General features: G+C 63.5%; 12 protein-coding genes. 3 read left to right on the top strand and 9 right to left on the bottom strand.

Translation table 11 applies throughout. The features are described 5' to 3' along the window. Positions 1–39 precede the first annotated feature (39 nt). Together adh and ACV1FX_RS08905 are read right to left on the bottom strand one after the other, a co-directional pair. On the bottom strand, positions 40–1,557 hold the full coding sequence (gene adh / locus ACV1FX_RS08900; protein ID WP_473117160.1) for an aldehyde dehydrogenase: 1,518 nt from the start codon (positions 1,555–1,557) through the stop codon (positions 40–42). A gap of 285 nt (positions 1,558–1,842) precedes the next feature. After that, entirely contained in the window at positions 1,843–2,802 is a 960-nt protein-coding gene (locus ACV1FX_RS08905; protein WP_473117161.1) for a helix-turn-helix domain-containing protein, read from the bottom strand. 285 nt (positions 2,803–3,087) lie between these two features. Between ACV1FX_RS08905 and ACV1FX_RS08910 the strand changes: the two genes are divergently transcribed. Then, on the top strand, positions 3,088–4,101 hold the full coding sequence (locus ACV1FX_RS08910) for an ABC transporter substrate-binding protein (protein WP_473117162.1): 1,014 nt from the start codon (positions 3,088–3,090) through the stop codon (positions 4,099–4,101). Here the strand turns inward: ACV1FX_RS08910 and ACV1FX_RS08915 are convergent. From ACV1FX_RS08915 to eno, 5 genes are all read right to left on the bottom strand, one after another. Continuing rightward, entirely contained in the window at positions 4,098–4,418 is a 321-nt protein-coding gene (locus tag ACV1FX_RS08915) for an FtsB family cell division protein (protein WP_473117163.1), read from the bottom strand. The genes ACV1FX_RS08910 and ACV1FX_RS08915 overlap by 4 nt on opposite strands. A gap of 125 nt (positions 4,419–4,543) precedes the next feature. Beyond that, a complete protein-coding gene (locus ACV1FX_RS08920; RefSeq protein WP_473117164.1) occupies positions 4,544–5,095 on the bottom strand; it encodes an NADPH-dependent FMN reductase in 552 nt (183 codons plus the stop codon). Between the two features lie 183 nt (positions 5,096–5,278). Continuing rightward, positions 5,279–6,277 (bottom strand): MBL fold metallo-hydrolase, encoded by a 999-nt coding sequence (locus ACV1FX_RS08925; protein WP_473117165.1) that lies wholly within the window; start codon positions 6,275–6,277, stop codon positions 5,279–5,281. A gap of 112 nt (positions 6,278–6,389) precedes the next feature. Beyond that, positions 6,390–7,529 carry a zinc-binding dehydrogenase gene (locus ACV1FX_RS08930; protein ID WP_473117166.1) on the bottom strand — a complete coding sequence of 380 codons (1,140 nt, stop codon included), beginning with the start codon at positions 7,527–7,529 and terminating at the stop codon, positions 6,390–6,392. A 27-nt stretch (positions 7,530–7,556) separates the two neighbouring features. Further along, a complete protein-coding gene (eno, locus tag ACV1FX_RS08935) occupies positions 7,557–8,840 on the bottom strand; it encodes a phosphopyruvate hydratase (protein WP_473117167.1) in 1,284 nt (427 codons plus the stop codon). A gap of 176 nt (positions 8,841–9,016) precedes the next feature. Here eno and ACV1FX_RS08940 point away from each other — a divergent pair, with 176 nt between their 5' ends. Both ACV1FX_RS08940 and queF read left to right on the top strand, forming a co-directional pair. Then, positions 9,017–9,994, top strand: coding sequence for a Vgb family protein (locus tag ACV1FX_RS08940; RefSeq protein ID WP_473117168.1), 978 nt, complete (start codon positions 9,017–9,019; stop codon positions 9,992–9,994). Positions 9,995–10,043: 49 nt separating this feature from the next. Next, positions 10,044–10,496, top strand: a complete 453-nt coding sequence (gene queF, locus ACV1FX_RS08945; protein WP_473117169.1) for a preQ(1) synthase — start codon at positions 10,044–10,046, stop codon at positions 10,494–10,496. On the opposite strand, the gene ACV1FX_RS08950 is transcribed toward queF, so the two are convergent. Together ACV1FX_RS08950 and ACV1FX_RS08955 are read right to left on the bottom strand one after the other, a co-directional pair. Further along, the gene (locus ACV1FX_RS08950; RefSeq protein WP_473117170.1) at positions 10,493–10,879 is read right to left on the bottom strand and encodes a TfoX/Sxy family protein; all 387 of its coding nucleotides are present in this window, start codon (positions 10,877–10,879) and stop codon (positions 10,493–10,495) included. The two genes, queF and ACV1FX_RS08950, sit on opposite strands and share 4 nt — an antisense overlap. 18 nt (positions 10,880–10,897) lie before the next feature. Further along, the gene (locus ACV1FX_RS08955; protein ID WP_473117171.1) at positions 10,898–12,991 is read right to left on the bottom strand and encodes a methyl-accepting chemotaxis protein; all 2,094 of its coding nucleotides are present in this window, start codon (positions 12,989–12,991) and stop codon (positions 10,898–10,900) included. Positions 12,992–13,137 lie beyond the last annotated feature (146 nt).

Consider the following 13,137-nt stretch of genomic DNA (forward strand, 5'->3'; position numbering starts at 1 on the left):
ATGACGAGGCGGCGCCGCATTGACGCCGCCTCTTCTCGATCAGAAGAAGCCGAGCTTCTTCGGGCTGTAGCTGACCAGGAGGTTCTTGGTCTGCTGGTAGTGATCGAGCATCATCTTGTGGGTCTCGCGGCCGACACCCGACTGCTTGTAACCGCCGAACGCCGCATGCGCGGGATATGCGTGATAGCAGTTGGTCCACACCCGACCGGCCTGGATGGCACGGCCGAAGCGGTAGCAGCGGTTGGCGTCGCGGCTCCAGACACCGGCACCAAGGCCATAGAGCGTGTCGTTGGCGATCGCGAGCGCTTCCTCGTCGGTCTTGAAGGTCGTGACCGACACGACGGGCCCGAAGATCTCCTCCTGGAAGATCCGCATCTTGTTGTGACCGTGGAACACGGTCGGCTGGACGTAGTAGCCGCCCGAAAGATCGCCGCCGAGGCTGGCGCGGCCGCCGCCGGCCAGGACCTTCGCGCCTTCATTCTTGCCGATGTCGATATAGGACAGAATTTTCTCCAGCTGCTCGCCGGAGGCCTGGGCACCGATCATGGTGTCGGCCACACGCGGATCGCCCTGCTTGATGGCGGCAACGCGCTTGAGCGCCCGCTCCATGAAGCGATCATAGATATCCGCATGGACCAGCGCACGGCTCGGACAGGTGCAGACCTCGCCCTGGTTGAGCGCGAACATCACGAAGCCTTCGATTGCCTTGTCGAAGAAGTCGTCGTCCTCCGCGGTGACATCCTTGAAGAAAATGTTCGGCGACTTGCCGCCGAGCTCGAGCGTGACGGGAATGAGGTTCTGGCTGGCATATTGCATGATCAGCCGGCCCGTCGTGGTCTCGCCGGTGAAGGCGATCTTGGCGATGCGGGGGCTGGAGGCCAGCGGCTTGCCGGCTTCCACACCGAAGCCGTTGACGATGTTGAGGACGCCGGGCGGCAGCAGATCGCCGACGATCTCGGCCCACACCATGATCGAGGCCGGCGTTTGCTCGGCGGGCTTGAGCACCACGCAATTGCCGGCGGCGAGAGCCGGCGCGAGCTTCCAGCACGCCATCAGCAGCGGGAAGTTCCAGGGGATGATTTGGCCGACGACACCGAGCGGTTCATGGAAATGATAGGCGATGGTGTCGTGATCGATCTCGCCGATCGAGCCTTCCTGGGCACGAACGACGCCCGCAAAGTAACGGAAGTGATCGATCGCGAGCGGAAGGTCGGCGGCCCGGGTCTCGCGGATCGGCTTGCCGTTGTCCCAGGTCTCGGCGACCGCGAGCCGCTCGAGATTTTCTTCCATGCGGTCGGCGATCTTGTTGAGGATCGCGGCGCGTTCGGCGGTCGAGGTGCGTCCCCACGCATCCTTGGCGGCATGCGCCGCATCGAGCGCTGCCTCGATGTCCTGATGGTCGGAGCGCGCGATCTTGCAGACGACCTGCCCGTTCACGGGCGATGCGTTGTCGAAATACTTGCCGGATTGTGGGGCGACGAATTTGCCGCCGATGAAATTGTCATACTTCGCGGCGAAGGGCACCTGTGCGACGTTGACGAATTCGACCTTGTTCATGTTCACTCCCGATGTTGCTGGTTTGCACGATCGTCGTGTGTTCACGACTTGCGCAGACGATGTCGCGGGAGTTGTTCTCTGTCAGCCCCAGTAGAAGCGATGATCGCGCAGACCTGTCGCAGTTCTGCGACAGGTGAAGCAGCCACGCACACGGATCCAATCCCGAGACGCGCCCTTGCCCCGCGTCGTCATTGCGCGCGCAGCGAAGGAATCCAGAGTCTCGCGAAAGGATCCCGGACTGCTTCACTGCGTTCGCAATGACGAATTGAGGAGAGGAGCAAGCGCTCAGTGCTTCAGCTCGAAACGCTTGAGCTTCCTGTGCAGCGTGGCACGGCTGACGCCGAGGGCCTTGGCGGCGGCGGAAACGTTGCCGTCCGCGCGCAACAGCGCCCGCTGCAACACCGCGCGCTGGCCGCCGGCGAGGTGGTCGCGCGCCGCATCGCCACCGAGAAGATCGGCTGCGGGCACCGGCCGCAACGGGCGGCCGGGCGCGATCCCAAGTCCGACCCGGGCGGACCTCGTCGCGCCTATCACGAGATCATCGCTATCCACCGCGACGAGGCCGCCGCAATGACCGTCGGTAGACGGTGTCAGCACGATGCGGGCGTGGGCGAAGGCGTTGCGGAACAGATCGGCCTCGATACGCTTGGCCGCCTCCCCCGCGGCAAGCGCGATGAGGTTGGCAAAGGCGTCGGTGCGGTCGGCACGGCAGGAGGAGACGTCGAGCACGCCGGCGAGCATTCCGTGGTGGTCGTAGATCGGAACCGCCGTGCAGCTCAGAAGCGTGTTGCGGGTGAAGAAATGCTGGTCGCGGTCGATGGTCAGCGGACGCTGCTCGACAAGGCAGGTGCCGATGCCGTTGGTGCCTTCATGCTCCTCGCTCCAGAGCGCGCCGGTCCACAATCCCCAGGATTGAAAGGTGGAGTCATCGGCCGGTGTGCCGCGGCGATCGACCGGAGTGCCCTCGCCGTCGGCGAGCAGCACGCAGCAGCCTGCTGCGCCAACGGCCTGGTACAGCCGGTCCATCGCACCTTGCGCAGCGGAGAGCAGCGGTGCGACGCGTTCGCGCGCGCAGTGCAGCTCACCTTCGGTAAGACGGATCGGCGGCCTGCGGCCCCCGGGATCGAGATGATGCAATCGGGAGGAACGGCACCACGAGGCCACCAGCGCGGAGCGTGCCGCCTGGCCTGACGCGATGGCGGCCTCGACACGGGCCGCGTGACGCTGGAGCGCTTGCCCATTCATCACTGTTTCCTCCGCACGGCAGTCTAGATCCTGCCGACCCAGCCCGATTGATTTGCGTCAATTCTCAAAGCAGCCTGCAACAAGGCATGAACCCGGCGCGCCGTCGCCGTCAAGACGGAAGTCCTTTCCGCACTTACGACCTTCGGCATAGGCACGAAACCGAATTGCAACGCGCCCTCGCAAAAGTCGGAACGCGCGTTCCATGCAGCCGTCGAAAAACAGAATAGAGCGCAGTCCGCGCGTCACCTATGTTGAAGGTCTCGAACATCTTCAACAGGAGTTGCCGTGAGCAGCCTATCGTCCCTTTCAAGACGCACCCTACTCGGCGCGCTCGCAGGAGGATTCGTCGCTGGCAGCGCGAGAGCGCAAGGCAAGCCGGCAGATATCGATCTCTGCGGCGTCACGTTGCGTGTCGCCTGTTACAAGGGCGGCTGGGCCGCCCTGCTCCACGCGGCCGGCGAAGACAAGACGCCCTACAAGATCGACTGGAAGGAACTCAACAACGGCGTACTGCATATCGAAGCGCTGAACAGCGACGCGCTCGATCTCGGCTCGGGCAGCGAAATTCCCGCCATGTTCGCCGCGCGCAAGAATGCCAGCGTGCGCTTCATCGCGGTCACCCATGAAGATCTCAACACCCAGGTCACGGTTGCGGCGAAGGACGCGCCGATCCATTCGATCGCCGACCTCAGGGGCAAGAAGGTCGGCTATGTCCGCGCCACGACCGCGCACTATTTCCTCGCCAAGCAACTCGAGGAAGCGGGCCTCTCCTTCAACGACATCGAGGCCATCAACCTGACGCCGTCGGACGGCTACTCGGCCTTTTCTTCCGGCAAGCTCGATGCCTGGGCGATCTACGGCTACAACGGACAGCTCGCGATCTCCAGGCAGGGCGGGCGCCTGCTCAAGACCGGCGTCGGCTATCTCTCGGGAAACTTTCCGATCTATGCCAATCCGAAGGCGGTCGACGATCCCTTGCGGCATGCGGCGCTCGCCGACTTCCTGCTGCGCATCCAGCGCGCCTACGCCTTCGCCAACAAGAATTTCGAGGTTTACGCGAGGGCGCAGGTCGCAGAGACGCATCTGCCGCTTGAAGACATCCTCGATCAGTTCGCCCATCGCAGCGCCGACTTTTCCCTCGCCGGCGTCACGCCGGACGTGCCGGCCACTCATCAGAAGGTCGCCGACACCTTCCTCAAGTTAGGAGTGCTCGACGCGCAGACCGACGTCACAAAATTCTGGGACACGAGTTTCAGCGACGTCCTCGCCAAGGGCGCGGAGAAGCTGGCAGCGCTCTAGTTGTTCGAATCGTTCATTCGCACGAGGTCGTGCGGATTGACGAACTGGAGCTGGAAGCGCGCACGCTCGTCCAGCATGTCCGGGTCGATTTTTTCGGAGCGCAGCAGCGAGACCCGCTGCTCGCCCTCGGCGCGCTCGCGCTTCAGCCGCGCAAGCTCGCTGGTCAGCGCGATGATCTCCTGATCGAGTTCCTGGCGCGCGTTGAGACCGTATTTGCCGGTATACGCGTTGATGCCGAAATAGCCGACGATCGCGGCCGCCATGGCGTAGAGGGCAAGGCCGGTAAGGATCGATTTCAGGCGCGCGCGAGTGACCATGTCCGGCAAGATGGGACAGGTTGGTTAAGGGAGTGCTAATTCACTGCGACCCGTCACTCCGGGGCGGCTTGAAGAGCCCGCCCCGGAATGACACTGAAAACGCAGAAACCGTCAGGATGAGGCGATCAGCCCTGGTGCTTGGCGACGTGCACGGCGAAGGCGTCGATGTACTGCTGGAGCACCGTCTTCAGCGAGTCCTTGACCAGGTTGCCCGCAGCGTCGAAGGCGTCACCAACGGCGTTCAAATAGGTTTCCGGCTGCTGCAGGATCGGGCCCGCGATGCCCGGCAGGATATTCTGCAACGTTTTCGCCGCACTGACTCCGCCCTGCGGGCCCGGCGAGTTGGATATGATGCCGACCGGCTTGCCGTTGATCGAGCTCTTGCCATAGGGCCGCGAGGCAACGTCGATGGCGTTCTTCAGGACACCCGGGATTGCGCGGTTGTATTCGGGAGTCACGAACAGAACGCCGTTCGACTTCTGGAGCTTTTCGCGGAAAGCCAGCCAGTCGGCAGGCGGCGCGCCCTCGAGATCCTGGTTGAAGAACGAGATACCCGCCGGCGTGATGACCTCGAGCGTGAGGGATGCCGGCGCGAGCTTTGCGAGCGCGTTGGCGATCTTGAGCGAAAAGCTCTCCTTGCGCAGGCTGCCGGCGATCGTGACGATGTTGTAGGCCATGGTTGTCCTTGAACCTCTAAGCGGGAAACGAGCCCGCGCACTTAATCCACCTCCGCCAGAGGATGCAAGTGCATGGACCGTTTCGATTTGGAAACGCTGGGTTTCGCGAAAGCGATCGGTCGTCCAGAACAATCGGGCCGCCCAGTGGCGGCCCGATCAACCTGACGAGAAAAACCGAGCCGATCAGATCGTCGGATTCCAGGCCGACGGGATCAGGCGATATTTGGCGCCGTCCTTCTCGACGTGGCCGACCGAGGGGAAGGTGAAGTGGAAGCCGACCACCGTCGCCTTCTCCGCCGCTGCCATATCGTAGAACTTGTGGCGGCTCTGCTGAGCGAGATCGCCATCGGTATCGAAAGCCACGTGCCAATCCGGATTGCGCAGGAACAGTTCCGGAATGTTGGTGACGTCGGACTGGATCAGAACCTTGGCATTGCCCGACGCGACAGCGAAGGAGGTGTGGCCGGGGGTATGGCCGGGCGTACCGATCGAGGTGATGCCGGGCGCAACCTCCTTGCCCCAATCATACTTCGTCACCTTGGATTCAAGACCCGCAAAGGTCTTCTTCACGTTGGCGAAGTAGTTCTTCATCATCTCGTTGGACTGGGCCTTGGCGGCGTTCTCATCGCTCATCCAGAATTCCCACTCCTTGGCCGGCACCATCAGCTCCGCATTCGGGAATGCGACGGCTCCATCCGCGAGGCGAACGCCATTGGTGTGATCGGGATGAAGGTGAGAGAACAGCACGACGTCGATGCTCTTCGGGTCGACGCCTGCGGCCGCGAGGTTCTGAAGGGTACGGCCGACCGCTCCCTTGCTCGCCTCGAAATTCGCGACACCGTTGCCAGTGTCGATCAGCACCAGCTTGCTGCCGGTGTTGATGAGCTGCGGATTGAAGGGAATCGTGACCATGCCTTTCGGCATGTAGGCGGCATCGGCGGCGGAGAGCGCCTCCTCCTTCGGGATGTTGGTGACGAACTTGTCGGGCATCGGGAAGGTGCGCGCCCCGTCATTGATCGAGGTGCATTCGTAGGAACCGACCTTGTAGCGATAGAAGCCCGGCGCCTGCGCGCCGCTTTGCGGCACTGCGGCATTGGCTGAAATGGTTCCCAGGCGCGACAGGCTCGCCGCGCCAATGGCAGCGGCGCCGGCAAGCAGGTGACGGCGGTTGAGTTCGGTCATGGGAATGTCCCCTTCTGAGCGTTGCGGTTTTTTCCGCTTTTCAATTGCGGCGGGAATGTTCTCCCGCCTCGCTCAGAAGGCAAGACCTTCTTTGGTCACGCTCGCGCCAGCGTCACGCAAATTTATTTGGATTGATGAGGAATTTTTCGCCGGTCGCCCGTTTGGCGTACACCGCGATATTGGCCGGATCGAGCACCTCGGGAAGCGACACGACCTTGGTGTAGTGGCTGGCAAACGTCGTCTTCAATTCGCTCGCAACACGCTGGCGCAGCCGTCCGATCTCGGCCGGCCCGATCTTCTGGAGGAACGGGGTCAACAGCCAGCCGCCGACGCCCCAAGCCATGCCGAAGCCGGGCGGCAACTCGATCGGACGCGTGTCGAGCATGCCGTAAACATAGACCTGCTTGTGCACGCTGGAGCCGTAGCGGCTGTACTCCTTGGCGGTCTTGTTGATCGCGACTTCCATGCACCTCAGGATATTGCCGGCAAGCCTGCCGCCGCTGATGGCATCGAAGGCGATGGTGGCGCCGGTCTCGACCAGCGCGTTGGTGAGATCGTCAAGGAAGCTCGGCGCGGTGGAATCGACGACGTACTTGGCGCCGATCTTGTGCAGGATGTCGGCCTGCTCCTTGCTGCGCACGATGTTGACGAGCGGAATGCCGTCCTTGATGCAGATCTTGTTCAGCATCTGCCCGAGATTAGACGCGGCCGCGGTGTGCACCAGCGCCTTGTGGCCCTCGCGCCGCATGGTCTCGGTCATGCCGAGCGCGGTGAGCGGGTTGACGAACCAGGAGGCGCCCTCCGCCGCAGTCGTCCCCTCGGGCAGCGGCTGGCAGTCCCTCGCCTTCAAGGTCCGGTACTGCGCATACATTGCGCCGCCGATCATCGACACTGTCTTGCCCATCAGCGCCTTCGCGGCGTCCGACGAGCCGGTCCTGATGACGACACCGGCGCCTTCGTTGCCGACCGGCAGGGATTGGTCGAGCCGGGCGCCCATCGCGGCCATCGCGCCCTCAGGCACCTTGGCGGTGATGACGCGAGCATCCTTGGTGCCCGACGCCTTCGCCGTGCTCATGTCAGCCGCGCCGACGAGCAGGCCGAGATCCGACGGGTTGATCGGCGTCGCCTCGACGCGGACGACGACTTCGTCCGCGTCAGGCTCGGGGGTCGGCACGTCGACGAGCGAGATTTCCAGTTCACCACTCTTCTTGATCAGAGAACGCAACTGAAGTCCGTTTCTGCCGTCGCTCATGTCGACCTCCCCTTTTCTATTCGTTGCTTATGCCAGCGCCTTCAATGCCGCCTTGCCGGGATAGACGGCCTGCTTGCCGAGCTGCTGCTCGATGCGCAGGAGCTGGTTATATTTGGCGGTGCGATCGGAGCGCGCAAGAGAGCCGGTTTTGATCTGGCCGCAATTGGTGGCGACCGCGAGATCGGCGATGGTGGAATCTTCGGTCTCGCCCGAGCGGTGCGACATCACGGAGGTGTAGCCGGCCTTGTGCGCCATCTCGACGGCGGCGAGCGTCTCAGTCAGCGTGCCGATCTGGTTGACCTTGATCAGGATCGAATTGGCGCGGCCCGCCTTGATGCCCTCGGACAGGCGCTTGACGTTAGTGACGAAGAGATCATCGCCGACGAGCTGGCACTTCTTGCCGATCAGATCGGTGAGCTCCTTCCAGCCGTCCATGTCGTCCTCCGACATGCCGTCCTCGATCGTGACGATCGGATAGCGCGACACGAGGTCGGCGAGATATTTGGCCTGCTCGGAGATCGAGCGGGTCTTGCCCTCGCCTTCATAGACATATTTGCCGCCCTTGAAGAACTCGGTCGAGGCGCAGTCGAGCCCGAGCACGACGTCGGAGCCCGCCTTGAAGCCGGCTTTGCCGATCGCGTTCATGACGAATTCGAGCGCGGCGTCGGCCGACGGCAGGTTCGGCGCAAAGCCGCCTTCGTCGCCGACATTGGTATTGTGGCCGGCCTTCTTCAGTTCGGACTTCAGCGTGTGGAAGACTTCCGCGCCGTAGCGCAGACCTTCGGCGAAGCTCGTGGCGCCGACCGGCAGGATCATGAACTCCTGGAAGTCGATCGGATTGTCGGCGTGCACGCCGCCATTGATGATATTCATCATCGGCACCGGCAGGACCCGCGCTGAAGTGCCACCGACGTAACGGTAGAGCGGCATGTCGAGCGAGTTCGCGGCGGCCTTGGCGCAGGCGAGCGAAACGCCGAGGATCGCGTTGGCACCGAGACGGCTCTTGTTCGGCGTGCCGTCGAGATCGATCATGACCTGATCGATCTGGACCTGGTGCTCGACATCCATGCCGCTGAGCGCCTCATAGATCTCGCCATTGACGGCACCGACCGCCTTCGAGACGCCCTTGCCGAGATAGCGGCCTTTGTCGCCATCGCGCAGTTCCACCGCTTCATGGGCACCGGTGGAGGCCCCGGAGGGCACCGCGGCGCGGCCGAGCGAGCCGTCCTCCAGCACGACGTCGACCTCGACGGTGGGATTACCACGGCTATCGAGAATTTCGCGGCCGATGATGTCGACAATGGCGGTCATGATTGCGCTTCCGTTCGTTAGAGCTGTCAGTTCGCGGGGGCGTCTTTACACGGAGCGCAAGCAAATGTGAACGCTCAGGCCGCCGCCTTCGACTGACGCGTGAAGAGCCTCAGATTAAACTTGATGCCACTCGGCCCGTGCGTCCAACCTCCATATGAAACAGTCGGGGTAACGCCATGAATCGCCGCCAGTTTCTCGCCTCCGGCGCCGCCCTCCTCGCAACCCGCCCAGCTTTCGCCCAGCAGGGCCCGTTCCGGACAAAATATTTCCCGATCAGCCCCGGTATCGGCCTGCACGACCTCACGCCCGCCCCCGACGGCACGATCTGGTTCACCGCGCAAGGCAAGGGCATGCTGGGCAAGCTCGATCCCGGGGATGGCTCGTTCAGGACCGTCAGCCTCGGCCAGGGCGCAGCGCCCCATGGCGTGACGATTGGCCCCGACGGCGCGCCCTGGATCACCGAGGGCGGCCAGAACGCGATCGCGCGCGTTGATCCAGCGGACCTGAAAGTCACGCTGTTCCGTCTGCCGGAAAAGTTCGCCTACGCCAATCTCAACACCGGCGTCTTCGACAAGACCGGCACCTACTGGTTCACCGGCCAGTCCGGGTACTATGGCCGGCTCGTGCCGAAATCAGGCGAGATGACGGTGTTCAAGGCACCGAAAGGCGTCGGCCCATATGGCATCACGGTCACGCCCAAAGGCGACATCTGGTACGCATCCCTCGCCGGCAGCTACATCGCCAGGATCGATCTTGCGACCGGCAATACCACCGTCGTGCAGCCGCCAACACCGAATGCCGGCTCACGCCGCGTATGGGCGGATTCGAAGAGTCGGATCTGGGTCAGCGAGTGGAACAGCGGACACGTGTCGGTGCACGATCCGGCCGATGGATCGTGGAAGACCTGGAAGCTGCCGGGCGAACATCCCCGCGCCTATGCGGTTTTCGTCGACGACAAGGACAAGGTCTGGGTCACCGATTTTTCCGCCAACGCGATTCTCCGCTTCGATCCCGTGACCGAGAAGTTCAACGTCTTCGCCAGCGACAAAGCGAACGCGAATGTTCGCCAGCTCGATGGCCGGCCGGGCGAGCTGTGGGGCTGCGAGTCCGGCAACGACCGGATCGTCATGATCCAGACGCTCGCGACCGGTTGACGGCGACGCCAATTGCGTCCATCTCGACGTCCGAAAAGGACGATAGATGATGGCGAAGAAACCTCTCCAGCTCGGCCGTGCGGTCGAATGGCCGCACACACCCGAAGAAGCCCAGCTCGACCGCGTGCCCAACCCGCAAAGGGGCTCGGACTATCTGGTGCGCTTCACCGTGCCGGAATTCACCTCGATCTGCCCGGTCACGGGCCAGCCGGACTTCGCACATCTCGTGATCGACTACGCCCCCGGCCAGTGGCTGCTGGAGTCGAAGTCATTGAAACTCTATGTAGCGAGCTTCCGCAACCACGGCGCCTTCCACGAGGACTGCACCGTGATGATCGGCAAGCGTATCGCTTCCGAGATCAAGCCGAAATGGATCCGCATCGGCGGCTACTGGTATCCGCGTGGCGGCATCCCGATCGACGTGTTCTGGCAGACCGGCCGCGTGCCGAAGGGCCTGTGGGTGCCGGAGCAAGGCGTCGCGCCGTATCGCGGGCGGGGCTAGCGACGGACCGGTCGCGTCTTCCGCTGCTTTGGCGCCGCTCGTTCTCGCTTCGCCGCAACCCGGCGCGCGGCCTCCATGGCGGACCGCGCCCAAGCCACCAGCTCATCGGGATCGTCGAACAGCCGCTCCGGTGCCCGCCAGAACGAGAGATCGATGGTGCCGCCCTTCTTCGCATAGTTCAGCGGCGGAAACGCCTCAGCTTCCCTCAGAGCATGGCGGTTGCCATCATCGACGCGGAAGTAAAGCGTATCGTCTCTCACCATCCCCAACATGACGCCGTCGCAGAACACGCCCGCCTTGCCGAACATGCGCCGCACCGTGATGCGCCCGAGCGGAGCAAGTTGCTCTCGCAGGAACTCGATAAAGCTGGCGCTGGCGACCATGTTGAGCCTCGGCGCACCTTACGCCACCGCGCGCACCTTGCCGATGAAGCTGTCGACCTCCGTCGTCAGCGAGGTCGACTGGTTCGACAAGTTGGCGGCCGCCTTGAGTACCCCCGCTGCGGCCCGGCCGGTCTCATTGGCGGACGACGAGACGCTCGCGATGTTGCGCGTCACGGTGGAGGTCGCTTCCGCGGTGTGCTGCACGGTGTTCGCGATCTCGGCGGTCGCCCTGTTTTGCTCGTCGACGGCAGAGGCGATGACGCGGTTGATGTTGGAGACCTCCTCGATGGTCTTGACGATGCCGTCGATCGCGGACACGGCCTTCTGCGTTGCGTCCTGGATCTGCGTGATCTGGGTGCTGATCTCTTCCGTCGCTTTTGCGGTCTGCGAGGCCAGGTTTTTCACCTCGCTCGCAACCACCGCAAAGCCCTTGCCGGATTCGCCGGCGCGCGCGGCTTCGATGGTTGCGTTGAGCGCCAGCAGGTTGGTCTGGCCGGCGATCGAGGTGATCAGGCCGATCACCTCGCCGATGCGATCCGCGCCCTCGGCCAGCGCTCGCACCGTGGTGTCGGTCTCCTTCACCGTGCCGACGGCCCGCTCGGTGGCGCGCGTCGCCTGCTCGACTTGTCGGTTGATCTCGCGGATGGAGGCGTTGAGCTCCTCGGCCGCGGCGGCAACGGTCTGCACGCCGCCGCCGACCTGATCGGCAAGGGTCGAGGCCGATCCGGCCTGATCCTGCGCTTGCGCCGCGGTGCCGGACATCGCGCGCGCGGTGGTCTCAAGATCATTCGAGGCGTCCGACAACGTCTGCACCATCTGGCCGATACGGCTCTCGAACTGCCTCACGAGGCCAGCCAGCTCCGCGGCCCGCTTCTCCTTGTCGGCACGCTCGGCAGCCTGATCGCCCGAGAGACGGTCGGCATTGATCATGGCCTCCTTGAACACCTGCAACGCTGCGGCCATGCGGCCGATCTCGTCGTTACGCTCAAGGCCCGGCACTTCGCTGGCGAAATCATGACCGGCGAAGCGAGTCATGACGCCGGTGATGGCGGTTAGCGGGCGCGTGACGCGGCTGCGCACCATCAGAAGGCCGCCAATCATCAGCGTGAGCGAAACGGGCAGCAAAACTCCGTACAGGATCAAGCCAAGGCGCGCCTGAGCTGCCCCCTGTTCCGCGCGCGCGATCATGTCGGCAAGTGCCGATTGAGTGACGCTGACCAGCTTGTCGGCACCGGCGAGCTGGCGATCGCGGTGCTCGATTCCGGTGACGCCAGCCGACTCGCTTTTGAGAAGGCGGGCGGCCATCGTGTTGCGATCCTCAAAGAGCTGGCCCGACATGTCAGGCTCGGCGTCGCGGATTGCCTGCAGCAGCGCGGGCGAGGCAACGTTCGTACTGAGATTGCGAACGATGCTCCAGGCCTGCTGCGAGCGGCCGCGCTGATCGGCAAAGTCGAGACCATCGGACGGCGCCCAGGACTTGCCGGCCATGATGGCGCTGAACTGCGACAGGATGGTCGCGCCGACGGAATCACGCGTCTGCCAGGAGGATTGCTTGATCAACAGCAGGCGGTCGATCACGGGATCGATCAGCATCATCGCAGCATCGATGTGCGTCGTCACCTCGCCGACCGCGTCCATATACGCGTTCGCCGCCTTCGCCCAGCTGGGGACGAGAGTCGCGTCGCGCGCAGCCTTCTCCTGCCGCAAGGCCGCCGACACGCGTGGCCGGAGGCTTTCGAGCTCGCTCCAGATCGCGCGCAACTTCTGCATGCGCTCGGGCAGACCAGGCAGATCCAGCTGATCAACCGTTTGCAGCGCCTGCCCGTAGTTCTTGATGGCCGTGCTCCGCCATCCCATGATGAAGGAGACCACGTTGTCCGATGCGGCCCCGGCCGCCGACAGATTGCCCAGGGTATCGCCACGCTCCAGACGAAACGCCACGAGCGCGTCGGTCATGTCGCGGCTGGCAACCGCGAGAGAGACGATCCGGTTGCTGTCCGAATAGCGGCCGATCGCCTGCTTCAAGCTGTAGGCGCAGATAACCACGAGCACGATACCGAGGGAGCCAACTACCGCGCCGAGGATGCGGGCGACCGAACGTTGCTTTTGCATAGAATGACCCAAAAATGATGCCGCAACCGGGCACCTCGGCGGCATTTTGGAACCCAAAGGTGAGATTTGATTTAAATTTGAAGGGCCACCCCTCCATTATTCAGCGGACTAGGCCGGTCGCCCGATTAAGGAATTGCTAACCTGCG

The organism is Bradyrhizobium ingae (genome assembly GCF_055791185.1).